General features: G+C 72.9%; 21 protein-coding genes and 1 pseudogene. 11 read left to right on the plus strand and 11 right to left on the minus strand.

What is annotated here, in order from left to right:
- Window positions 1–5: 5 nt before the first annotated feature.
- The 3 genes from ABZV34_RS04925 to ABZV34_RS04935 are packed head-to-tail and all read left to right on the plus strand — an operon-like array spanning window position 6 to window position 2,404.
- Window positions 6–1,166 (plus strand): lipid-transfer protein, encoded by a 1,161-nt coding sequence (locus tag ABZV34_RS04925; protein ID WP_356271355.1) that lies wholly within the window; start codon window positions 6–8, stop codon window positions 1,164–1,166.
- Window positions 1,167–1,211: 45 nt separating this feature from the next.
- On the plus strand, window positions 1,212–1,628 hold the full coding sequence (locus ABZV34_RS04930; RefSeq protein ID WP_356271784.1) for an OB-fold domain-containing protein: 417 nt from the start codon (window positions 1,212–1,214) through the stop codon (window positions 1,626–1,628).
- On the plus strand, window positions 1,607–2,404 hold the full coding sequence (locus ABZV34_RS04935; RefSeq protein WP_356271357.1) for an enoyl-CoA hydratase/isomerase family protein: 798 nt from the start codon (window positions 1,607–1,609) through the stop codon (window positions 2,402–2,404). Before ABZV34_RS04930 ends, ABZV34_RS04935 begins: the two co-directional genes overlap by 22 nt.
- Window positions 2,405–2,420: 16 nt before the next feature.
- Here ABZV34_RS04935 and ABZV34_RS04940 read toward each other — a convergent pair whose 3' ends face one another.
- From ABZV34_RS04940 to ABZV34_RS04950, 3 genes are all read right to left on the minus strand, one after another.
- Complete coding sequence (locus tag ABZV34_RS04940; RefSeq protein ID WP_356271359.1) at window positions 2,421–3,020, minus strand: hypothetical protein; 600 nt, start codon at window positions 3,018–3,020, stop codon at window positions 2,421–2,423.
- Window positions 3,021–3,083: 63 nt separating this feature from the next.
- Window positions 3,084–5,408, minus strand: coding sequence for a serine/threonine-protein kinase (locus ABZV34_RS04945; protein WP_356271361.1), 2,325 nt, complete (start codon window positions 5,406–5,408; stop codon window positions 3,084–3,086).
- A gap of 211 nt (window positions 5,409–5,619) precedes the next feature.
- A complete protein-coding gene (locus tag ABZV34_RS04950) occupies window positions 5,620–6,372 on the minus strand; it encodes a VOC family protein (protein WP_356271363.1) in 753 nt (250 codons plus the stop codon).
- 177 nt (window positions 6,373–6,549) lie between these two features.
- Between ABZV34_RS04950 and ABZV34_RS04955 the strand changes: the two genes are divergently transcribed.
- Window positions 6,550–7,197: a TetR family transcriptional regulator gene (locus tag ABZV34_RS04955; RefSeq protein WP_356271365.1), complete on the plus strand. Its 648-nt coding sequence runs from the start codon at window positions 6,550–6,552 to the stop codon at window positions 7,195–7,197.
- 194 nt (window positions 7,198–7,391) lie between these two features.
- Here ABZV34_RS04955 and ABZV34_RS04960 read toward each other — a convergent pair whose 3' ends face one another.
- Together ABZV34_RS04960 and ABZV34_RS04965 are read right to left on the minus strand one after the other, a co-directional pair.
- Complete coding sequence (locus ABZV34_RS04960; protein WP_356271367.1) at window positions 7,392–7,880, minus strand: nitroreductase family deazaflavin-dependent oxidoreductase; 489 nt, start codon at window positions 7,878–7,880, stop codon at window positions 7,392–7,394.
- Window positions 7,880–9,070, minus strand: coding sequence for an acyl-CoA dehydrogenase family protein (locus tag ABZV34_RS04965; RefSeq protein WP_356271369.1), 1,191 nt, complete (start codon window positions 9,068–9,070; stop codon window positions 7,880–7,882). Before ABZV34_RS04965 ends, ABZV34_RS04960 begins: the two co-directional genes overlap by 1 nt.
- A gap of 132 nt (window positions 9,071–9,202) precedes the next feature.
- On the opposite strand from ABZV34_RS04965, the gene ABZV34_RS04970 reads away from it, so the two are divergent.
- Window positions 9,203–10,375, plus strand: a complete 1,173-nt coding sequence (locus ABZV34_RS04970) for an acetyl-CoA acetyltransferase (protein WP_356271371.1) — start codon at window positions 9,203–9,205, stop codon at window positions 10,373–10,375.
- Between the two features lie 16 nt (window positions 10,376–10,391).
- Here the strand turns inward: ABZV34_RS04970 and ABZV34_RS04975 are convergent, their stop codons facing one another.
- Together ABZV34_RS04975 and ABZV34_RS04980 are read right to left on the minus strand one after the other, a co-directional pair.
- The gene (locus tag ABZV34_RS04975; protein WP_356271373.1) at window positions 10,392–10,631 is read right to left on the minus strand and encodes a DUF397 domain-containing protein; all 240 of its coding nucleotides are present in this window, start codon (window positions 10,629–10,631) and stop codon (window positions 10,392–10,394) included.
- A 2-nt stretch (window positions 10,632–10,633) separates the two neighbouring features.
- Window positions 10,634–11,425 (minus strand): helix-turn-helix transcriptional regulator, encoded by a 792-nt coding sequence (locus ABZV34_RS04980; RefSeq protein ID WP_356271375.1) that lies wholly within the window; start codon window positions 11,423–11,425, stop codon window positions 10,634–10,636.
- A 107-nt stretch (window positions 11,426–11,532) separates the two neighbouring features.
- Between ABZV34_RS04980 and ABZV34_RS04985 the strand changes: the two genes are divergently transcribed.
- On the plus strand, window positions 11,533–11,940 hold the full coding sequence (locus ABZV34_RS04985; RefSeq protein WP_356271377.1) for a hypothetical protein: 408 nt from the start codon (window positions 11,533–11,535) through the stop codon (window positions 11,938–11,940).
- A 10-nt stretch (window positions 11,941–11,950) separates the two neighbouring features.
- Window positions 11,951–12,606 (plus strand): annotated as a pseudogene (locus tag ABZV34_RS04990) (pyridoxal 5'-phosphate synthase).
- A 37-nt stretch (window positions 12,607–12,643) separates the two neighbouring features.
- On the opposite strand, the gene ABZV34_RS04995 reads toward ABZV34_RS04990, so the two are convergent.
- The 4 genes from ABZV34_RS04995 to ABZV34_RS05010 all read right to left on the minus strand — a co-directional run bounded on the left by ABZV34_RS04995 (window position 12,644) and on the right by ABZV34_RS05010 (window position 15,200).
- On the minus strand, window positions 12,644–13,546 hold the full coding sequence (locus ABZV34_RS04995) for a GNAT family N-acetyltransferase (protein ID WP_356271379.1): 903 nt from the start codon (window positions 13,544–13,546) through the stop codon (window positions 12,644–12,646).
- Window positions 13,547–13,649: 103 nt separating this feature from the next.
- On the minus strand, window positions 13,650–14,279 hold the full coding sequence (locus ABZV34_RS05000; protein WP_356271381.1) for a GNAT family N-acetyltransferase: 630 nt from the start codon (window positions 14,277–14,279) through the stop codon (window positions 13,650–13,652).
- A gap of 31 nt (window positions 14,280–14,310) precedes the next feature.
- On the minus strand, window positions 14,311–14,751 hold the full coding sequence (locus ABZV34_RS05005) for a Zn-ribbon domain-containing OB-fold protein (protein ID WP_356271383.1): 441 nt from the start codon (window positions 14,749–14,751) through the stop codon (window positions 14,311–14,313).
- Complete coding sequence (locus ABZV34_RS05010; protein ID WP_356271385.1) at window positions 14,748–15,200, minus strand: DoxX family protein; 453 nt, start codon at window positions 15,198–15,200, stop codon at window positions 14,748–14,750. The genes ABZV34_RS05005 and ABZV34_RS05010 overlap by 4 nt, the downstream gene beginning before the upstream one ends.
- 223 nt (window positions 15,201–15,423) lie before the next feature.
- On the opposite strand from ABZV34_RS05010, the gene ABZV34_RS05015 reads away from it, so the two are divergent.
- The 4 genes from ABZV34_RS05015 to ABZV34_RS05030 all read left to right on the plus strand — a co-directional run bounded on the left by ABZV34_RS05015 (window position 15,424) and on the right by ABZV34_RS05030 (window position 20,884).
- Window positions 15,424–16,617, plus strand: a complete 1,194-nt coding sequence (locus ABZV34_RS05015; RefSeq protein WP_356271387.1) for an NAD(P)/FAD-dependent oxidoreductase — start codon at window positions 15,424–15,426, stop codon at window positions 16,615–16,617.
- Between the two features lie 438 nt (window positions 16,618–17,055).
- A complete protein-coding gene (locus ABZV34_RS05020) occupies window positions 17,056–19,281 on the plus strand; it encodes an acetate--CoA ligase family protein (RefSeq protein WP_356271389.1) in 2,226 nt (741 codons plus the stop codon).
- Between the two features lie 52 nt (window positions 19,282–19,333).
- Window positions 19,334–20,176, plus strand: a complete 843-nt coding sequence (locus ABZV34_RS05025; protein ID WP_356271391.1) for an enoyl-CoA hydratase-related protein — start codon at window positions 19,334–19,336, stop codon at window positions 20,174–20,176.
- Between the two features lie 63 nt (window positions 20,177–20,239).
- On the plus strand, window positions 20,240–20,884 hold the full coding sequence (locus ABZV34_RS05030) for a flavin reductase family protein (RefSeq protein WP_356271393.1): 645 nt from the start codon (window positions 20,240–20,242) through the stop codon (window positions 20,882–20,884).
- Window positions 20,885–20,904 lie beyond the last annotated feature (20 nt).

The raw sequence follows: 20,904 nt of genomic DNA on the forward strand, positions 1-20,904 counted from the left end.
CGCCCATGGCACGGAGCACGGCGGGGATCAAGGACGCCACGGCCGTCGTCGGCATCGGTCAGACCCCCTTCGCCCGGCACCTGCCCGAGTCCGAGAGGACCTTGGCCTGTCGTGCGATCCTCGCCGCCCTCGACGACGCCGGGATCTCCCCCGCCGAGGTCGACGGGCTGGCCTCCTACACGATGGAGGAGACCGACGAGGTCGAGGTCGCCAAGGCCCTCGGCTTCGGCGACCTCACCTTCTTCAGCAAGGTCGGTTACGGGGGCGGCGGTTCGTGCGCGACCGTCGCCCATCTCGCCGCCGCCGTCTCCACCGGGCAGGCGACGGTCGGGGTCGCCTGGCGGTCCCGCAAGCGCGGCAGCGGCCCCCGGCCCTGGAGGAACACGGTCGCCCAGCTCCCCACCCCGGCGCAGTGGACCCGCCCCTTCGGGCTGCTCAGACCCGCCGACGAGATCGGCATGCTGGCACGGCGCTACATGCACGAGTACGGCGCCACCCGCGACCACCTCTTCAACGTGGCGCTCGCCTGCCGCAACCGGGCCAACCAGAACCCCGCCGCGATGATGTACGACCGCCCGCTCACCCGCGAGATGTACATGACCTCGCGGTGGATCAGCGAACCCCTCTGTCTCTTCGACAACTGCCTGGAGACCGATGGCGCGTTGGCGTGCGTGGTGGTGTCGGCCGAGCGCGCGCGGGACTGCCGGCGGCGGCCCGTGTACGTCCACTCCGTCGCCCAGGGCCTGCCCGCCCAGCACCACGGCATGGTCAACTACTGGAACGACGACCCGCTGACGGGGCCCGCCTGGACGGCCGCCCGACACCTGTGGAAGAACGCCGACTTCACGCCGGACGACGTCGACGTGGCCCAGATCTACGACGCTTTCACGCCTCTCATACCGCTCTCTCTGGAGGGCTACGGATTCTGCGGCCGGGGCGAGGGCGCCGCCTTCACGGAGGGCGGCGCGCTGGAGATCGGCGGGCGGCTGCCCCTCAACACGGGCGGGGGCGGGCTCAGCGAGGCGTACGTCCACGGCTTCAACCTCATCAACGAGGGCGTGAAACAACTGCGCGGGACCAGCACCGCGCAGGTGCCGGGAGCCGCCACCTGCCTGGTCACGGCCGGGGAAGGGGTCCCCACCTCCGCGGTCCTGCTGCGAACCTGAGGAGCCGAGATGACACGATCCCCCGCCCCGGACACCACCGAACCCCTGCTCTCGCCGGTCGTGGACGAGGACGGCGCGCCCTTCTGGGAGTACGCGGCCAGGGGCGAGCTGCGGATCCAGGCGTGCGCCGACTGCGGCGAACTGCGCTTCCCGCCCCGTCCCTGCTGTCCCCACTGCCGTTCCTTCGACAGCCGGTGGCGCCTGATGAGCGGGCTGGGCCGGGTCTGGTCCTACGTCGTCCCGCATCCGCCCCTGCTGCCCGCGTACGCGGCCCGGGTGCCGTACAACGCGGCCGTCGTCGAACTCGCGGACGCCCCGCACATCCGCCTGGTCGGCAACCTGGTCGCCGGGCCCGGCGCCCCGCTGGGGTCCCTCGCCCCCGACCGGATCCGGATCGGGGCGCGGGTGCGGATCGTGTTCGGTGCCGAGGGACTGCCGCAATGGGTTCTGGAGCGGTCGTGAGCGGCGGGCTGCGGATCTCCTGCGACAAGGACACCGGGGTCGCCGTCCTCACCCTGGACCGGCCCGCCAGACTCAACGCGATCGATGTCGCGACCGCCTCCGAACTCGCCGCCGCCTGGCAGGCGTTCCGGTTCGACGACACCGTGCGGGCCGTGGTCGTCACCGGGGCGGGCGAGCGTGCCTTCTGCACCGGGCTCGACCGCGCGGCCGAGGTGCCGCAGCCGGACTCGCCCTTCATGGTGGACGATCCGCTCCTGCGGATCGGCCCCAAGGCCAACGACCTGTGGAAGCCGGTCGTGGCGGCCGTGCGCGGAATGGCCTGCGGGGGCGCCTTCTACCTGCTCGGGGAGGCCGAGTTCGTCGTCGCCGACGAGACCGCGGCCTTCTTCGACCCGCACACCACGTACGGCATGGTCAGCGCGTACGAGTCCGTCTACCTCGCCCAGCGGATGCCCTTCGGGGAGGTGGCCCGGATGGCGCTGATGGGGACGGCCGAACGGATCTCCGCCCGACGGGCGCACGAGATCGGCCTGGTCTCCGAACTCACGCCCCCGGGCGGGGCGTTGGCCGCGGCCGTGTCGTGCGCGACCGTCATCGCGTCCTACCCGTCCGACGCCGTCCAGGGCACCGTGCGGGCGCTCTGGCAGGCCCAGGAGGCGACCCGCGCGGCAGCCCTCGCGCACGCCCCCCAGCTCGTCTCCCTCGGCAACCTGCCGGGCGACCGGCAGGCGGAGCTGTTCGCCGCACGGCGCCCTGGCGGTTTCCGGACGCGGTGAGCCCAGGGGCTGCCCGTCAACGCACCGCGGTGGCCCGTGGATCGACCTCGCAGTGATCGATCTCGTCCACGCGCCCCGAGCCGGCGGCGGCCACCCGGACGGTCGCCTTGCCCTTCGCGGGCACCGACACCTGATCGGAAGTGTCCAACAGGGTGGAGCCGCGGTCGTCCTTGAAGACGGTCTTCACCGTGAGGACACTGTCGCGCCCGTTCGGATTCCTGACCTCGACGGTCGCGTAGGGGTCCTCCGTGCTCGCGCAGTGCACGAGCACCGCGGTGCCGTCCTTCAGGGGCCGGGCCGTGCCGCCGGTCGAGGACGCGGTGGGGGTGGAGCGACGGGTGGGCCGCGAACGGTACGTAGCGCCGCCGCTGTCGCCGGCGCTCGTACCGGAGCCGTACGCGTCGGCGCCGGACGAGGAGCTGTCGTACGAGCCGCCGCCGCCCGACGTCGACGACGACGAACTGTCGTGGTCCTGGCTGGAACTGCTGCAACCGCCCCCGCCACCGCTGTGGTGACCGCGGCTCCCGTGGTGACGGCCCGACGAGAAGCCGGTCAGGGCCAGCACCACCATCGCCGACACCGCTGTGAATCTGAGTCTGCGCCCCCGCGTGTACATGCCATCATCCTACCCGCGGCCCTCGCACCCGCCCCGGTGAGGGGCCGCCCACCGGCGGGGCCCTCACGTCGTACGGGCCGTCCCTGTCCCCTTCTCCGCGTCCAGGGCGTACACACAGCGGTCCTTGCTGCAGGCGTACACGACACCGTCCTGGACGACGGGGGCGCCGGTGATCTCGCCGCCGGTCGCCAGCTTCCAGCGCAGCCGCCCGTCGTCGGCCTTCAGCGTGTACAGCAGATGGTCCGTGGAGCCGAAGTGGATACGACCCTCGGCCACCGCGGGCGCGCCCACGATGTCGCCGCCCGCCTGGAACCGCCACTTCGGCGTACCCGTGACGGCGTCCAGGGTGTACAGGCCCTTTCCGCTGCCGACGTGGACATGCCCCGCGGCGACGAGCACCGGCTCGATGGAGGCACGGGCCTCGGTCGCGATGCGCCAGCGGTCCCGCCCGTCGGTGGCGTCGAGCGCGTACACCGTGCCGAGGTAGTCCGCGAGGTACACACCGCCCCCCGCGACCGCGGGTCCCGGTACGAAGGTCGGCGGGCACAGGAAGACCGCCGGCGCCTCGAAGTGCCAGCGGACGTGACCGCTCGCCATGTCGACGGCGAGCACCCGGGTGCCCGCGGAGATGTAGACGTAGCCGTCCTCGGCCCGGGTCAGCCGGACCGGCACACCGCCGCACGACGCCGCGTCGCCGATCGGGTACGACCAGCGCTCCTCACCCGTACGGGCCTCCAGCGCGCGCAGCCGGGCGTCCTTCCACACGAACACCGTGCCGTCGTGCACGGCCGGCCCCGCCTCCGGGGACTCGAAGTCGCTCTGGGCGCCGGTGACCTCCCAGAGCTTCTGTCCGTTGGATGCCTCCCAGGCCTGCACACCGCCCCCGCGGGTGCCGGTGACGACGGTCCCCCGCTCGGCCTTGAGGGAGTAGACCCAGGCGTCCGTCGCCAGCCGCCACAGATCGGCGCCCTCCCGGGCGTCCAGGGCGAACAGCGTCGGGCCGTCGGAGGCGTGGATACGGCCGTCCGCGACCGCCATCGACCAGGCCACGTCCCGCGTCTTGAAGCTGCGGCGGCCGGTCGCCACGTCCAGCGCGTGGACCTCGAAGGACGTGACGTAGACGAGGTCGCCGGCGACCGTGGGCGTGCCCCAGACGTCGTTCGACATACGGAAGCGCCAGGGCCGCCAGCCGGACGGGGAGTCCGGCGGGGGCGGCGGCGCGACCGCCGGCCCGGGGTCGGCGCCGTTGACGCCGGCACGCGGCCGGGACCAGGAGGCGGCGAGGCCGGCCTCCGGAGGAGGGGCCTTCACGGCGGCGGCACGGGCGTCGGCGACGCGCGGCCCGGGGCCGATGGGCACCTTGGCGCCCGCCAGCCGCACGGGACCGGTGTCGGGCGCTCCGACGACCGCGGGAGCGTGCGAGGGTGGCGGAGGCACGGCCGGGCGTCCGCCACCGCTGCGGCCCCCGGACGGCGGGGTCTTCACCGGCGGACGGCCACCGCGGCGCGACTCGATCAGGCCCACGGCCCGCTCGGGCAGCCAGGCCGACGCCGTACCGCTGTCGTCCGAGCCGGAGCCGAACAGGTGGGGAGCCAGTTGCGCCTGGAGGTCGGCGGGGTTGGGGCGGCCGGTCGCCTCCATCTGCATACAGGACTCGATCAGCGGCCTCAGCTCGTCCGGGAGGCCTTCGAGGTCGGGCCCCTCCCGAAGCAGCATGAAGACCGTCTCGACCGGGTTCGCGCCGTGGAACGGAGCGTGCCCGGTGGCGGCGAAGACGAGCATCGAGCCGAGCGAGAACACATCGCTCGCGCCGGTCACGCTGCGCGAGTCCTTCGCCTGCTCGGGTGACATGTACGCGGGCGTGCCGACGGCGACATTCGTCATCGTCAGACGGGTGTTCGATACGCCGGACGCGATACCGAAGTCGATGACCCGCGGCCCGTCCTCGACCACCAGCACGTTCGAGGGTTTCAGGTCGCGGTGGACGAGTCCCGCGCCGTGGATGGACTGGAGGGCCTCCGCGACGCCCGCGGCCAGCCAGCGCACCGCCTGGGCCGGCATCGGCCCGCACTCGTTCACTATCTCCTCGAGGGAGGGCGCCGGAACGTACGCGGTGGCCAGCCACGGCACCGCGGCGCGCGGGTCGGCGTCGACCACGGCCGCCGTGTAGAAGCCGGAGACCGCGCGCGCGGCCTCGACCTCACGGGTGAAGCGCACCCGGAACAGCTGGTCCTCGGCGAGCTCCGTCCTGACCGTCTTGATCGCCACGCGACGGCCGGAGGCCGAGCGCGCCAGATAGACCAGCCCCATGCCGCCGGCACCCAGCCGCCCCAGCACCTCGAACGGCCCGATCCGACGCGGATCGTGCTGCGTCAGCTGATCCACCACTTGCCTGCCACCTCCCCGTACGAGCCACGTCATCCACGTATGAACGCAGCCCCGTGCAGCGTCTCACCACCGCACCGCCTTGGCGGCACGCACCCCGATTCTTCCTGTCCGCGCCACCGGTTGCGAACCCGGGGGCGGAACGGGGTGTCTCGGGATATAACGGCTTCTCCCCACCGGTGGACGGAGCTTCACCGCCGCCGGCCGGGGCCGTTCACCGCTGGATGACGGCGAACGACGCCCCTTGATTGTCGGTGACGACGGCCACTTTTCCGTACGAGGTGTCGAAGGCGGGCATCTGGACCCGGCCGCCGAGCCGGTTCACCGTTCCGAGTACCGCCTCGACGCTCTCGACCCCGAAATGGACCAGGAAGTGCGGTGGCATCTCGGCCGGGAAGACGTCGAGGACGGGAGCCCGGCCGACGTCGGGGGAGGCGTCGGCGCCGAAGAGGGCGTCGTGGAAGAGGGCCCCGTAGAACGCGTCGACGACCCAGGTGTCCCGTGCGTACAACTCCGCCCAGCAGAAGGAGCCCGGCGCGTGCCGCTTTCCGAAGCCGGGGTGGTCTCCGGCCTGCCAGAGGCCGAACACGGCGCCCTCGGGGTCGGTGGCGAGGGCCGTCGTGCCGAAGGAGCCGACCGGTGTGGGCGCGGTGATCAGCTGTCCGCCCGCCGTGGTGATCCGGGCGGTCAGCGCGGCGGCGTCCGGGGTGGCGAAGTACACCGTCCAGACGGTCGGCATCCGGCCGTCGCCCTTGGGCGCCAGGCCGGCGACGGGCTCGCCGTGATGGCGCGCCCACACCCCCGCTTCGGGCGGCCCGAAGCCCTCCCCGAAGGTCCAGCCGAACAGCTCACCGTAGAAGCGTCGGCCCGCCTCCACGTCGGAAAGCCGCGCTTCCACCCAGCAGGGGACGCCTTCGGGGAAGGCACCGGACGCGTCGGACGCGCCGGATGCCGGGGATACGGCCATGCGGCCAAGTTATCGGCGTTCTCGCCACCTCGCGCGGTGACCCGTACCGGCCACCGCGGGCCCCACGGACCCGCCCGGCGCCCTTCTCACACCCCACCCACGCCCCACAACACCCCATCGCACCCCATTTGCAGTCGGCCGAATCGCGCTCCGATCACCCCTCGGTAAGCTGACGGCATGACAGGACAAGTGCGTACCGTCGACGGCCGCGTGGCCGGTCGGCGTGGGCAGGCGACCAGGCAGAAGCTGCTCGACTGCCTCAGTGAAATGCTCAGCTCCTCCCCCTACCGGGACGTCAAAGTCATTGATGTCGCCCGTAAGGCAGGCACTTCACCGGCGACTTTCTACCAGTACTTTCCGGACGTCGAAGGCGCCGTCCTGGAGATCGCGGAGCAAATGGCCGCGGAGGGCGCCGGGTTGACCGAACTGCTCGACGGGCGCTCCTGGGCCGGCAAGGCGGGCTGGCAGACCGCGCAGCAACTCGTCGACGGGTTCCTGGAGTTCTGGCGGAAGAACGACGCCATTCTCCGGGTGGTCGACCTGGGCGCCGCCGAGGGCGACAAGCGGTTCTACAAGATCCGCATGAAGATCCTGAATTCGGTGAACAACTCCCTTACGGACACGGTCACCGAGCTACAGGCCAAGGGCAGGGTCGACAAGGACGTGAACCCCGCGGCGATGGCGGGCTCCCTCGTCGCGATGCTCGCGGCGGTGGCCTCGCACCAGAAGGGATTCCAGACGTGGGGTGTCAAACAGGCTGAACTCAAGCCGAATCTCGCGCTGTTGGTACATCTCGGCGTAACCGGGAAGAAGCCGACCAAATAGGAGTCGCTCTCCCCCTGTTTATCCCCTGCCCCCTCCTGTCATCCGGGCGGCAGCCCCACGCCGGAGGGACCGTTCCGGCGGGCTGCCGCCCGCTGCGCTGTGCGGGTCCCGTGCCGCATCCCGCCCCTCCCCGGCGGCCATGACCCCTGGCCAGGCGCGAGCGGACCCTCCCCAGGGGTGACGGCTCCCGCCCCTCAGCGCCGCGTGATCCGGAACAGCCGGATCTCGCGCTCGATCCGCGCCTGGTACGTGGCGTACGGCGGCCAGAACACCAGCACCGCCTGCCAGGCCGCGTCCCGCTCCTCCCCCGCCAGCAGCCGGGCCGTCACCGGGATGTCCGCGCCCTTCCAGCTCACCTCGGCGTCCGGGTGGGCGAGCAGATTCGCGGTCCACGCCGGATGGTCCGCCCGTCCGAAGTTGGAGCCGACCAGCAGCCAGCTCGCCGCGTCGGCCCCCTCCGGCACGCAGGCCAGCGGCGTCCGCCGGACCAGCCCGCTGCGCGCACCGCGCGCCGTGAGGACGACGCCCGGCAGCATCCGCGCGCTGAGCAGCACCCTGCCGCGGGTCAGCCGGTGCACCGCGCGGTCCACGGCGGGGACGAGATGCGGCGCGAGACGGGCGAAGGTCCGGGTGGAGGACACCTTCTGCACGAGCCGGACTCCGGGAAGCGCCCCGCGGGCCATCAGACCACCACCTCCCCGCCGTCGAAGAGGCGCGCGTCGTCGGCCGCGCGCGCCCGCAACCGGTGCACGGGCCCGAAGAGCAGTTCGTCGCCGGACGCCCGCTTGAAGTACAGGTGGGCCTCGTGCTCCCAGGTGAAGCCGATGCCCCCGTGCAGCTGGATGCCCTCGGCCGCGGCTGTGCGCAACGCCTCCAGGGCCTGGGCGAGCGCGAGCCCCCCGACCCGTTCGCGGTCGCCGCCGGCACCGGCCGCCCAGGCCGCGTAGTAGGCGGCCGAGCGGGCCGCCTGCACCCGCACGTACACGTCGGCGAGGCGGTGCTTGACCGCCTGGAAGCTCCCGATGGCCCGCCCGAACTGCTCCCGCTGCCGGGCGTACTCGACGGTCCGCTCCAGTGCCCGGTCGGCGGCGCCCACGGCCTCCGCGGCGAGTGCGGCGGCGGCGATCCGGCCGAGTCCGGCGAGCGCGCCGAGCACGTCGGCGTCCTCCCCCAGCGGCTCGGCCGCCACGTCCCTCAGCTCCACCCGGGCCTGCGCCCTCGTCTCGTCCAGCGAGGTCTGCCGCACCCGTACGAGCCCCTCGGTGTCCTCCCGTACGAGGAACAGCGACGTCCGCGACCTGGCGAAGCCACCGGTGTGCGCGGCCACCACCAGGAGCCCCGCGCTGTGTCCGTCGAGCACATGGGCCGCCTGTCCGTAGAGCCGCCAGCCGCCGTCGGCCCGCCGGGCCTGCACCCCGCCGGCGCGTCCGCCGCCCGCCCAGTCCCCGTGATGGTCGCCGACCAGCCCGAGGGCGGTGGCGAGCCCGGCGCCCGGCACCGCGAGGGCAGCGGTCAGTTCGCCGCCCGCGATCCGGGGCAGCAGCGCGGCGCGCTGGTCCTCGGTGCCCAGGGCCAGGATCAGCGGGGCGGCCAGGACAGCCGTGGAGATCAGTGGCGAGGGGGCCAGGGCCCGGCCCGACTCCTCGCAGGCGAGGGCGAGTTCGGTGACCGAGCAGCCGACTCCGCCGTACCGCTCGGGAAGGGCGAGACCCGGCAGACCGAGCCGGCGGGCGCACGTGTCCCACAGACCGGTGTCGTATCCGGCGGCGGTCCGCACGGCCGCCCGCACCTCGTCCGGGCCGCACCGCTTGAGCAGGAGTTCCCGGAGGGTGCGGCGGATCTCGTCCTGTTCGGGGGTGAAACGGGCGTCCATGGGCAGGCCTCTCCTGATCTGACGGACCGTCATATTAGGTCGCGCGGAGAGAGATGCACAGAGACGGGACGGAGGTGGGGCGGAGGCGGGACGACCTCCCCCGCACCCATTATCTGATGTACCGTCAGATTCATGACTCCGGGGAAGCGCAAGGTCGCCGTGGTGGGTGTCGCCCTCTCCGACTGCGGCCGGGTGGACGACGCGACCCCCTACACCCTGCACGCGCAGGCCGCCCGCCGCGCGCTCACGGACGCGGGCCTGGACCGGTCGCGGGTCGACGGCTTCGCCTCGGCCGGCCTGGGCACACTGCCCCCGGCCGAGGTCGCCGAGTACCTCGGGCTGCGTCCGGACTGGGTCGACTCGACCGCCGTCGGGGGCTCCACCTGGGAGGTCATGGCGGCGCACGCGGCCGACGCGATCGCGGCCGGCCACGCACGCGCCGTCCTCCTCGTGTACGGGTCGACGGCTCGCGCGGACATCAAGGCGGGCCGCCGCACCGGCGACCTCTCCTTCGGCGCCCGGGGCCCGCTCCAGTTCGAGGTCCCCTACGGCCACACGCTCATCGCCAAGTACGCGATGGCCGCGCGCCGCCACATGCACCAGTACGGCACGACGCTCGAACAGCTCGCCTCGGTCGCCGTCCAGGCCCGCGCGAACGCGGCCCTGAACCCGGAGGCGATGTTCCGCGCGCCGATCACGGTCGACGACGTCCTGTCCGGCCCGATGATCGCCGACCCCTTCACCAAGCTGCACTGCTGCCTGCGCTCCGACGGTGGCGCGGCGGTGCTGCTGGTGGCCGAGGAGTACGTACGGGACTGCCGTACGGCCCCGGTGTGGATCCTCGGCACCGGGGAGCACGTCTCCCACACGACGATGTCCGAGTGGGCCGACTTCACGGTGTCCCCGGCGGCGGTCAGCGGACGTCTCGCCTTCGAGCGGGCGGGGGTGCGGCCGGACGAGATCGACGTGGCCGAGATCTACGACGCCTTCACCTACATGACGCTCGTGACGCTGGAGGACCTGGGCTTCTGCGCGAAGGGCGAGGGAGGGGCGTTCGTGGACGCGGCGAAGGGGCGGCTGCTCGTGGGCGGGGAGCTGCCGGTGAACACCGACGGGGGCGGCCTGTCGGCCCAGCATCCCGGGATGCGGGGGCTGTTCCTGCTGGTCGAGGCGGTCCGGCAGCTGCGCGGAGAGGCGGACGGACACCAGGTGCGGCGCCCGGACGGCGAACCGCCCCGGCTGGCCGTGGCGTCCGGCACCGGGGGCTGGTTCTGCTCGTCCGGGACGGTCGTACTCGGGCGGTAGAGCCGCGACGGCCGCCTCAGCGGACGGTGCGGAGGAAGGCCGTCCAGGTGGTGGGGGTGACGGCGAGGGTGAGGGTCGCGTGCGCCGGGTTCTTGGAGTCGCGGATGTGGATGGTGGTGGGGGTGGCGGCTATTTCGAGGCACTCGCCGCCCTCGTTGCCGCTGTAGCTGGACTTCCGCCAGGTGTAGGCCACTTCGAGGCAGGCCCCGCCCTCATTGTTGCTGTAGCTCGACTTGAACCAGGATCGCTCAGGCATGTTCACAGTTGCCCCATTTTCCTCTCGATGAGCTCCAGGGACTCCCAGGGATTCAGCGCCTGGGCACGCAGGACGCCAAAGAGGTCGAAGAGATCGTTCACCTGCAACGGCTGGGAGATCAAAGTAGTGGTTCCCTGGCCGTCCACGTACACCAGGCTGCGCCCTTCTTCGGTGCCGATCAGCTGCATGGGGCCGTTGAGCCCGGCATGCGTGTGCCGGCGCGTCGGCATCACCTGCAGAGTCAGATGGCTCATGGTTCGCACGGACTCAAGCAGGTGCCCCAGCTGTCCCTTGAGCACCTCGCTACCTCCGATCGGGCGCTCCAACACCGACTCCTCCACCACCAGTCCCACACGGGGTGGCGGGTTCCGCGTCAGTACCGCCTGCCGTTCGAGTCGAGCTTCGACATGGCGCTCGATCTCCTCCTCCGTGTATGCCGGTACGCGCACCTCGTACAACGCCTTCGCATAGGCCGGGGTCTGAAGCAGCCCTGGAACCAGCATCGTCTCGTAGGCGCCGATGACTCGGGAAAGCCGCTCCAGCCGCACCCAGTCCACGAACTTCGGCGGATACTTCTCCTCCTCCATCATCTGGACGCACGCAAGGAGCGCCCCCCGCGCGTCCAGACCCCCGTCCGCGTCCTTGAGGAACTCGATCGTCGGAATCCGCTCCGCCCTCTCGTACGCCCCGAAACACGACTCGGACACGTGCACCAGGTCGGCGGCCTCCTTCTGCGTCAGCCCCAGCCGCCCCCGATGGATCCGCAGCAACTCCCCCACCAGCCTGCGCCCCATGGACACCCCACCACTCGCCCCCACAACAACCACCGTCCTCCCCACAACCGGCAATGCGGACCGCGTTCATCTGGTCACGCTACGCAACCACCGTCACGCTCATAGTCATGACGAACGAACTCACCCCGAATTGGGTCCCCAAGTCAGGTCTTCAACTACGTCTCGCCGGGGTCCACTTCGACGCCATCCGCGTCTGCGGTGTGCGCGGGGAGGCCGTGCTGCACCACCTCACCGGCCTGACCGGCGGACGGCCCGGACCCGTCGTACGGGAGAGGAGCGGCCGCCGGTGGACGTATTTCCTGCTGGCCCCGGGGGAGGGCGCGGAGCACGACTGGCCGCCGGGGGCCCGCCGCTTCACCCGGTCCGGGCAGGACGAGTACATCGGGGTCCCCGCGCCCGAGGGCAACACCTATCCGCTCGGCTGGGGCGCCGGCGCACCGGAGGTCGGCGAGTTCGTGGACGCGGAACTGCTGCACGGGGTGCTGTCGGCGCAGCTCTGCCGGACGCCCGAGTGATACTCGGGGCATGGGAACGGATCTTCACGAGCTGCTGAGGTCGCTGCGGGTGTGGGACGTCGAGCTGCCCTCCTTCGACCCGGCGGGGGCGCCCCCCGCACCACTGCCCCTGTTCACGGAGTGGTTCGCGCGGGCGGTGGCGGCGGGCCAGGCCGAGCCGCACACGATGTCGCTGGCGACGGTGGACGAGGACGGTCTGCCGGACGTGCGGATCGTGATGCGCACGGCGCGGACGCGGACGGATGGGCGTTCGCGAGCCACACCACCAGCCGCAAGGGACGGCAGCTCGCCGCCCGTCCGTACGCGGCGCTCGACTTCTACTGGCCCGCACAGGGCCGTCAGATCCGGCTGCGCGGCCCGGTGGCGGTCGCGCCGCCCCAGGAGGGGCAGGCGGACCTGCACGCCCGCTCGACGGGGGCGCTGGCCGCCGCGCTGGTCGGCGGACAGAGTGATGTCCTCGGCTCGGCCGGGGAGTTGGCGCGCGCCTCGGACGCCGCCTGGGAGCGCGCCGCGCGCGAGCCGGACGCGGTGGCGCCGACCTGGACCCTCTACCGCCTCCAGCCGGAGGAGGTGGAGTTCTTCCAGGGAGACGCGCGACGCCGGCACGTACGGCTCGTCTACCGCCGTACGGGATCGGACTGGCACACGGAGCTGCTGTGGCCCTGAGGGGCTGAAGACGCGGGTCAGGACCGGGGAGCTCCTGTCACCGTGAGGCGGACGTCGCAGCGGGACGCGAGGCGTCCTCGAAGTCGTAGACGTCGAAGTCGGCCACCGGCCGGTAGCCGATCCGCTGGTAGAGGCCGTTGCTGGTGGGGTTGGAGAGGTCGGTGAAGAGCAGGACGTCGTCCACGCCGGAGGCCAGCGCGGCTCGGCCGACCTCGACGGTGGCGGCCCCCGCGTAGCCCCGGCCGCGGAAAGGGGCCGGAGTGTAGACGGGGCCGACGCGCACCTGGCCGGCGACCCGGGGGGTCGCCCCGGCCATCGCGACCGGAGTGCCGTCCGGCGCCTCCCACAGGGTGATGCCGCCGTGGGCGATCCGCGCGGCGGCCCAGTCGTCGGCGACCCGCGCGGTCCGCTCACCGACCGCTTCGGCGAACTCGCCGTACCAGCGGGCGAGCAGCCCCCGGTCGCCGTCCTCGGCGATCCGCGGCCGGCCGGGCGGGACGGGCCCGGGTACGGCCGGTGTGTCCAGCCGGTACAGCCGGTCGTGGCGGTGCAGCGGGGCACTCACCCCCGCGCGGTGCCGCTGCCAGGCCTCGGCGAAGGCCGCGGCGGTGGCCCGGTCTGCGGTGACGCCCGGCAGGTCGTGTCCCAGGTCCGCCAGACGCGCGGCGAGGGAGTCGGCGTCCTCCTCGGACAGGGGCGTGACGTTCAGCCGGTGGGGTGGCGTGCGGAAGAAGGCCGCGCGTACCTCCCCGTCCCGCTCCAGCAGGCCGAGCACCGGCGCCTCCGTCCCGAACGTGCTCGGCCCCCGGGTGCGCAGTGCGTGGGTCACCGTCAGCGGCACGGTGTGCAGAGCGGGCCGCGAGCGGAGGAAGTCTCCCGCGCGCGTGAGGAAGGCGTCGACGTCGTGGGTGACCGCCCAGGCGGCGGGCTCTTGAGGCATGCCGCCATGATTCCGCCCGCCGCCCGCCCGGCGCCTCCGGTTTTCCGGTACGGCGACCGGCCGGGAAGCGGGACGGGCCCGGGAACGGGACCTCACCGGGGCGCTACGGCTGGGCCACCTGCGTGTCCGGGTCCGCCAGGACCGGTACCGGGTCGGTCGCGACCCGCGCGTGCAGATGGACGTCCCGGAACGCGTCGTGCCGCCCGGCTTCGAACATCGCGCCCCTGAGCGTCCCCTCGTAGCGGAACCCGCACCGCTCGGCGACCCGGCAGGAGGCCTCGTGGCCCAGGGCGTGGCCCAGTTCGAGGCGGTGCAGACGGATCGCGCCGAAGGCGAAACGGGAGGCCAGGGCGAGGGCGCGGGTGGCGACCCGACGGCCTCGGGCCTCCGGCAGGACCCAGTAGCCGATACGGGCGACGCGCAGGACGTGGTCGATCTCGTTGATGCCGATGTGCCCCAGTGCCGTACCGCCCGTCTCGTCCATGACGCAGAAGGAGACGCCCGTGCCGTCGGCGGCGCTCTCGGTGCGCGAGCGGAGCGACTCGCGGGCGCTGTCGATGTCCCGGACGGGCCGGAGCGGGGTGTTCCAGCGCTGGAACTCCGGGTCGGACACACCGCGCAGCCAGGCCGCGACGTCGACGTCGGAATCCGCGTCCCAGGGCCGCAGCAACAGCCCGAGGCCGCGCAGCTCGGGAAAGGGCTCGGCGGGGGACCTCACGTGGAAACCGGACATCCATTCATTGAAACGCGTCGGCGGCCCGACCTCACACCCGGGGCGCTCGGGGCCCGTGGGGGTGCGCGGGCGGATCGGCGGCGGGACGGGGGCGGAAGACGGGCGTCCCCTCACGGAAGGCGGCCTCCAGCTCCATACCGATCCGCAGCGCGCCCGGCGCGCACTCCACCACCTCGGTCATCATCCGCGGGCCCTCCGCGAGGTCGACGACGGCGGCGACGTACGGCACCCGGTCGCCGAACGGCGGGAGGTCGTTGCGGTGCACGACGGACCAGGTGTAGAGCGTGGCGCGGCCGCTCGCGGGCCGCCAGCGCCCGTCCTCGCTCCAGCAGTGCGGACAGAACTCGCGGGGGTAGTGATGCGCCCGCCCGCAGGCGTCGCAGTGGCGCAGCAGCAGCCGGCCCGCCGCGGCCGCCTCCCAGTACGGCCGGGTGAAGGCGTCGGCCTCGGGGACGTCGAAGCGGGCGCTCACCGGAACAGTCCGATCGCGTCGTCCAGTGACCACGTCTGCCAGGACATCCCGAACAGGGCGACGGCCGAGATCAGCGCCATCATCGCGTTCTGCCCCTGCTCGGCCCAGTCGTGGATCATGAGCGTGAAGTACAGGACGTTGAGCAGCAGTCCCGCGGCCAGCGCGACCGGGGTCAGCAGTCCGGCCACCAGGCCGAGCCCGAGGGCGAGTTCGGCGTAGACGACGACGTACGCCATCGCCTTCGGGCGCGGCGCCACGACCGTCTCGAAGCCGGAACGCACCGCGCTCCACCGGTGCTTGGCCGCCACGTCCGCCGCCCACGCGATCCCGGTCCCCCGCTCGAACCAGGCCGTCCGGTCCTTGTGCCGCCAGCTCTCCAGCCACCACAGTCCGAGCCCGATCCGCAGCACGGCCAGCCATTGCGCCCCGTCGAGCCAGATCGTGTCCATGGCCGAACCTCCTGCCGTCGCCTCTATCTGACGGTACGTCAGTTCAGCGTACGCGGGATGCGCGCGCAAGAGGCGGACACCGCCCCCGCCTCCACGTCCGGCACACAACCAAGTGACCTACGCCACCAGCCGCACCCACCCCTCCTACAGTCGTGATCAGTTCGCAACCGATTCCGGGCTTGACCGAGACCTATCAATTGATGACGTGATTACGCTCGCGCTCATGGCCGACTCGACTGCTTCCTCCCCACTCCGCCCGGTACCGTCCCAGGAGGACCGCCCCGTGTACGTGATCGGCGGCGGCCCCGGCGGGCTCGCGGCCGCGTACGCGCTGCGCGCCCAGGGCGTACGGGCCGTCGTGCTGGAGAAGTCCGACCGGGTCGGGGCCTCCTGGCGGCGCCACTACGACCGGCTGCACCTGCACACGACCCGGCGGCTGTCCGCCCTCCCGGGACTCGCGATGCCCCGCGCGTTCGGGCGGTGGGTCTCGCGCGACAACGTGGTGCGCTACCTGGAGAAGTACGCCGAGCACCACCAGTTGGAGATCGTCACGGGCGTCGAGGTCTCCCGCATCGAACGCACCGGTGACTCCTGGCTGCTGCACGCCACCGGCGGCCGCGAACTGACCGGCAGCGCGGTCGTCGTCGCCACCGGCCACAACCACACGCCCCGCGTACCGGACTGGCCCGGCCGCGACGCGTACAGCGGCGAACTCCTGCACGCCGGCGACTACCGCGACCCGGCCCCCTACGCCGGACGGGACGTCCTGGTCGTCGGCGTCGGCAACACGGGCGCCGAGATCGCCGTGGACCTGGTCGACGGCGGCGCCGGGCGGGTGCGGCTCGCGGTGCGCACCGCCCCGCACATCGTGCGGCGCTCCACGGCCGGCTGGGCCGCCCAGTTCACCGGCATCCTCGTACGGCGGCTGCCGGTGCGCCTCGTCGACACCCTCGCCGGGCCGATGGCCAAGGTGAGCGTCCCGGACCTGTCGGCGCAGGGGCTGCCGCGCCCCGGCACCGGCCTCTACTCGCGGGTCAAGGAGGGCTCGATCCCCGTCCAGGACGTCGGCCTGATCGACGCCGTGCGCAAGGGGCGGGTCGAGGTCGTGGCCGCGGTGGAGGGCTTCGAGGAGGGCAAGGTCGTCCTCACCGACGGAACGCGGATCGGCCCCGACGCGGTGATCGCCGCGACCGGGTACGAGCGCGCGCTGGAGGGCATGGTCGGACACCTCGGCGTGCTGGACGAGCGCGGCCGCCCGGTCGTGCACGGCGGCCGCACCCCCGAGAACGCGCCCGGCCTCTACTTCACGGGTTTCACCAACCCCATCAGCGGCATGTTCCGCGAACTCGCCCTGGACGCCCAGAAGATAGCGAAGGCCGTGGCACGCGCCGCGGGACGGACCCGCACCAAGGACTGAGCGGGGTCCGCCGCGCGAGCCGGCCGCACGCGAACAGCACCGGCCCCGAGCGGGACCGGACACGAGCACGAGCCCGGCCGCGCACGCGCAGACGGGCGGGCAGGCGGGCAGGCGGGCAGGCGGGCAGGCGGGCAGGCGGTGACGCCGGAGACCGCTGAGGCGGGTTCCGGTTCCCCTACCGCGGGTACGAACCAGGTGCCCGTCACGTCCGTCCACGCACCCACCGTTCGTCTGCGGCACATCCGCCACACACCCGCCCGCACCGCTGCCGGACACCCGCCCGAGCCGTCGTCCGGGCACTCGCCCGCGCACCCGCGGGCGCACGGCCCTCACCGCGCGCAGGCGGCTTTGCTTGCACGACTGTTCCTGACAGGCCGTCAGTTAAGTAATCTGACAGAGCGTCAGTTAATTGGCTGTCACACAGGAGCGGGCGGACCGATGCTTGGATCAACCCACGGCACCCTCACCACCGACTCCCGCCGGGCCCGGGTCATCGCCTGCGGCGAGCAACCGTCGCCCGTCGTGCACGGCAGGCCGGCCGATGTCGACGACCTCGACGTCAGCGGACGCCCGCTGTACGCCGACGTACCCGATCTGGACCGCCTCTTCCGCCCCGAGTCGGTGGCCGTCGTCGGCGCCTCGGACACCGAGGGACGGCCGAACACCGGCATCACCCGGCAGCTGATGTCCTGGGCCGAGCGGGTCGGGGCCCGGCTGCACCCGGTGCACCCCACCCGCCGGTCCGTCTTCGGCCTGCCCTGCTTCCCTTCCGTCGCGGACCTGCCCGAACAGGTCGACCTGGCCGTGCTCCTGGTCGGCGACCCGCTCGCCGTGATCGGCCAACTGAGCGAGGCCAAGGTGAGGTTCGCCGTCGCCTTCGCCTCCGGGTTCGCCGAGACCGGCCCCGAGGGCGCGGCCGCGCAGGCCCGGCTCGCCGCCGCCGTCCGCCGCTCCGGCCTGCGGCTGCTGGGCCCCAACACCAACCTCAACGCCTTCGAGCGGTTCCGCGACGACCTCGAAGGGCCCGCGGTCGCCCTCATCACCCAGTCCGGCCACCAGGGGCGCCCGGTCTTCGCGATGCAGGAACTGGGCGTACGGCTCTCCCACTGGGCGCCCACCGGCAACGAGGCCGACCTGGAGACCGCCGACTTCATCTCCTACTTCTCCGAGCGGCCCGAGATCGGCGCCATCGCCTGCTACGTCGAGGGGCTCAAGGACGGCCGCTCCTTCCTGCTCGCCGCCGACCGCGCCGCCCGGCGCGGGGTGCCCGTCGTCGCCGTCAAGGTCGGCCGCACCGAGACCGGCGCCCGCACCGCCGCCTCCCACACCGGCAAGCTGACCGGCGCCGACACGGTGGTGGACGCGGCGATGCGGCAGTACGGCGTGATCCGCGTCGACGGCCTCGACGAGCTCCAGGACACGGCCGCCCTGCTGGCCCGCGCCCGCGCTCCGCTGGCCGACGGGGTCGCCGTCTATTCGATCTCCGGCGGCACGGGGGCGCACTTCTCGGACCTGGCGACGGCGGCGGGGCTGCGCCTGCCGGACCTCTCGGCGGCCAAGCAGGCCGAGCTGCACCAGTGGATACCCGAGTACCTGAACGTGGCCAACCCCGTCGACAACGGCGGACACCCGGTCGGCGACTGGCGCGGCCCGAAGATCATCGACGCGATCCTCGGCGATCCCGCGGTCGGGGTGCTGATCTGCCCGATCACCGGCCCCTTCCCGCCGCTGAGCGACAAGCTCGCCCGGGACCTGGTCGACGCGGCGGAGCGGACGGACAAGCTCGTGTGCGTGGTGTGGGGGTCGCCGGTCGGCACCGAGGCCGCCTACCGCGAGACGCTGCTCGGGTCGGCGCGGGTCGCCACCTTCCGTACCTTCGCCAACTGCATCACCGCCGTGCGCGCCTATCTGGAGCACCACCGGTTCGCCGCCGCGTACCGCTCGCCCTTCGACGAGGCGCCCCGCACCCCGTCGCCCTCCTTCCGCAAGGCTCAGGCGCTGATTCGGCCGGGTCAGCAGCTGAGCGAGCACGCGGCGAAACAGCTGCTGCGCGCGTACGGGATCCGGGTGCCGCGCGAGCAGTTGGTGACCAGCGCGGCGGCGGCCGTGCGCGCGGCCGGGCTGGTGGGCTACCCGGTCGTCATGAAGGCCTCCGGCGCGCAGATCGCCCACAAGACCGAACTCGGCCTGGTGAAGATCGGGCTGACCTCGGCCAGCCAGGTCCGGGACGCCTACCGCGAGCTGACCGACATCGCGCGCTACGAGGGGATCTCGCTGGACGGGGTGCTGGTGTGCCAGATGGTCGAGCGGGGCGTCGAGATGGTCGTGGGGGTCACGCACGACCGGCTGTTCGGGCCGACCGTGACCGTAGGGCTCGGCGGCGTCCTCGTCGAGGTACTGCGGGACACGGCCGTCCGCGTGCCGCCCTTCGGCGAGGACCAGGCCCGGGGGATGCTCCGCGAGCTGCGCGGCCGGGCGCTCCTGGACGGCGTGCGCGGGGCGCCGCCGGTGGATGTGGAGGCGCTCGTCGAGGTCGTCCTGCGCGTCCAGCGGATGGCGCTGGAGCTCGGTGACGACATCGCCGAACTCGACGTCAATCCGCTGATGGTGCTGCCCAGAGGGCAGGGGGCGGTGGCCCTGGACGCCCTGGTGGTGTGCCGCTGAACCGCCGCGCCACCAGCCGCCGACCACGCCTCGTACGAAGCGGAGCACCCCCATGTCCGACTCCTCTCGCGAACCGTCCGATTCCGTCCCGTCCCAGCAGAAGTCCCTCGACTCATTGATACGTCACACCACTGACAACGCCGTCTCGTGGATCACCCTCGACCGCCCCGAGACGATGAACGCCCTCACCTGGGACCAGCGTGAACGCGTGATCGCGCTGCTCGCGTCGGCGTCCGCGGATCCGGACGTACGGGCCGTGGTGATCACCGCGACGGGACGCGGCTTCTGCGCGGGCGCGGACCTGAGGGGGGCGCCCGCGGCCGGCGAGCGGATCCCCGGCGACGTCGCGCGCACCCTGCGTCTCGGCGCCCAGCGGCTCGTCGCGGCGGTCCTCGACTGCGAGAAGCCGGTGATCGCGGCGGTCAACGGCACCGCGGCCGGCCTCGGCGTCCATCTCGCCCTGGCCTGCGACCTCGTGCTCGCCGCCGAACCGGCCCGGTTCATCGAGGTGTTCGCGCGCCGCGGGCTGGTTCCCGACGGCGGCGGGGCGTACCTGCTGCCGCGTCTCATCGGACCGCAGCGCGCGAAGGAGCTGATGTTCTTCGGCGACGCGCTCACCGCCAGGGACGCCGAACGGCTCGGCCTCGTGAACCGCGTCCTCCCGCCCGAGGACCTGGAGAGGACCGCACGCGAGTGGGCCGAACGCCTGGCCGCCGGCCCGACCCGCGCCCTGGCCCTCACCAAGCAGCTGGTCAACGCCTCCCTGGACACCGACCGCGCCACCGCCTTCGCCGCGGAGGCGGCCGCCCAGGAGATCAACATGACGACGGCGGACGCGAAGGAGGGGGTGGCGAGCTTCGTGGAACGGCGGGGGGCGGAGTACCGGGGGCGGTGAGAGACCTCGGCGGCCGACCACCCCTTCCTCTCTGACGCGTCGTCAGGTTCAATGAGTCACGTGATGGGACACGCAGGAATGGCGGCAGCGGCCGTGCGCTATCTCCGGTCGGCGGGGGCTCCCGTCGCCGCGGGGCCGGTCGAGACGCTGCCGCGGCCGGAGCTGCGCGCGGTCGGCGCGGACGAGCGGGCGCCGGTCGATCACGGCGAGTTCCGGCGGGTGCTGGGGCACTTCGCGACGGGCGTGACCGTCATCACCGCACCGGAGGTGCCCGGGGAGGCGGCGGGGACGGGGCCGGCCGGTTTCGCCTGCCAGTCCTTCTCCTCCCTCTCCCTCGACCCGCCGCTGGTCTGCTTCATGGCCGGCCGTACGTCGACGACCTGGCCGCGCATCGCCCGGGCCGGCGTCTTCTGCGTGAACGTACTGGGCGCGCACCAGGGCGACCTGTGCCGTGGGTTCGCGGTGAGCGGCGCCGACAAGTTCGCGGGCGTCGAGTACGACGCGGCACCCGTCTCCGGCTCACCCCGCCTCGCGGGGACCGCGGCCTGGATCGACTGCACGATCCACGCGGTGCACACGGGCGGGGACCATCTCATCGTGGTGGGACGGGTGGACGCGCTCGGCACGGGCGACGGGGGCGGGGACGCTCACGCGGGCGACGGAGCGGGTGTCCCGCCGCTGCTGTTCCACCGGGGGCGCTTCGTCTGAGCCGCGTCGGCACCGCCCGT

Origin of the sequence: Streptomyces sp. NPDC005195, from assembly GCF_040608315.1 — a bacterium.
GTDB classification, from domain to species: Bacteria; Actinomycetota; Actinomycetes; order Streptomycetales; family Streptomycetaceae; genus Streptomyces; species Streptomyces kaempferi.

What these genes read in the sequence shown, in the direction of transcription:
- ABZV34_RS04960 (WP_356271367.1), bottom strand. Translation starts at nt 7,880, where the DNA reads ATGGCCCGCGGGGCGCTTCCCGGAGTCCGGCTCGTGCAGAAGGTGTCC.
- ABZV34_RS04955 (WP_356271365.1), top strand. Translation starts at nt 6,550, where the DNA reads ATGACAGGACAAGTGCGTACCGTCGACGGCCGCGTGGCCGGTCGGCGT.
- ABZV34_RS04925 (WP_356271355.1), top strand. Translation starts at nt 6, where the DNA reads ATGGCACGGAGCACGGCGGGGATCAAGGACGCCACGGCCGTCGTCGGC.
- ABZV34_RS05000 (WP_356271381.1), bottom strand. Translation starts at nt 14,279, where the DNA reads ATGTCCGGTTTCCACGTGAGGTCCCCCGCCGAGCCCTTTCCCGAGCTG.
- ABZV34_RS04950 (WP_356271363.1), bottom strand. Translation starts at nt 6,372, where the DNA reads ATGGCCGTATCCCCGGCATCCGGCGCGTCCGACGCGTCCGGTGCCTTC.
- ABZV34_RS04985 (WP_356271377.1), top strand. Translation starts at nt 11,533, where the DNA reads ATGACGAACGAACTCACCCCGAATTGGGTCCCCAAGTCAGGTCTTCAA.
- ABZV34_RS05020 (WP_356271389.1), top strand. Translation starts at nt 17,056, where the DNA reads ATGCTTGGATCAACCCACGGCACCCTCACCACCGACTCCCGCCGGGCC.
- ABZV34_RS05025 (WP_356271391.1), top strand. Translation starts at nt 19,334, where the DNA reads ATGTCCGACTCCTCTCGCGAACCGTCCGATTCCGTCCCGTCCCAGCAG.
- ABZV34_RS05030 (WP_356271393.1), top strand. Translation starts at nt 20,240, where the DNA reads ATGGGACACGCAGGAATGGCGGCAGCGGCCGTGCGCTATCTCCGGTCG.
- ABZV34_RS05015 (WP_356271387.1), top strand. Translation starts at nt 15,424, where the DNA reads ATGGCCGACTCGACTGCTTCCTCCCCACTCCGCCCGGTACCGTCCCAG.
- ABZV34_RS04940 (WP_356271359.1), bottom strand. Translation starts at nt 3,020, where the DNA reads ATGTACACGCGGGGGCGCAGACTCAGATTCACAGCGGTGTCGGCGATG.
- ABZV34_RS04970 (WP_356271371.1), top strand. Translation starts at nt 9,203, where the DNA reads ATGACTCCGGGGAAGCGCAAGGTCGCCGTGGTGGGTGTCGCCCTCTCC.
- ABZV34_RS04995 (WP_356271379.1), bottom strand. Translation starts at nt 13,546, where the DNA reads ATGCCTCAAGAGCCCGCCGCCTGGGCGGTCACCCACGACGTCGACGCC.
- ABZV34_RS04975 (WP_356271373.1), bottom strand. Translation starts at nt 10,631, where the DNA reads ATGCCTGAGCGATCCTGGTTCAAGTCGAGCTACAGCAACAATGAGGGC.
- ABZV34_RS04965 (WP_356271369.1), bottom strand. Translation starts at nt 9,070, where the DNA reads ATGGACGCCCGTTTCACCCCCGAACAGGACGAGATCCGCCGCACCCTC.
- ABZV34_RS05010 (WP_356271385.1), bottom strand. Translation starts at nt 15,200, where the DNA reads ATGGACACGATCTGGCTCGACGGGGCGCAATGGCTGGCCGTGCTGCGG.
- ABZV34_RS04980 (WP_356271375.1), bottom strand. Translation starts at nt 11,425, where the DNA reads ATGGGGCGCAGGCTGGTGGGGGAGTTGCTGCGGATCCATCGGGGGCGG.
- ABZV34_RS04935 (WP_356271357.1), top strand. Translation starts at nt 1,607, where the DNA reads ATGGGTTCTGGAGCGGTCGTGAGCGGCGGGCTGCGGATCTCCTGCGAC.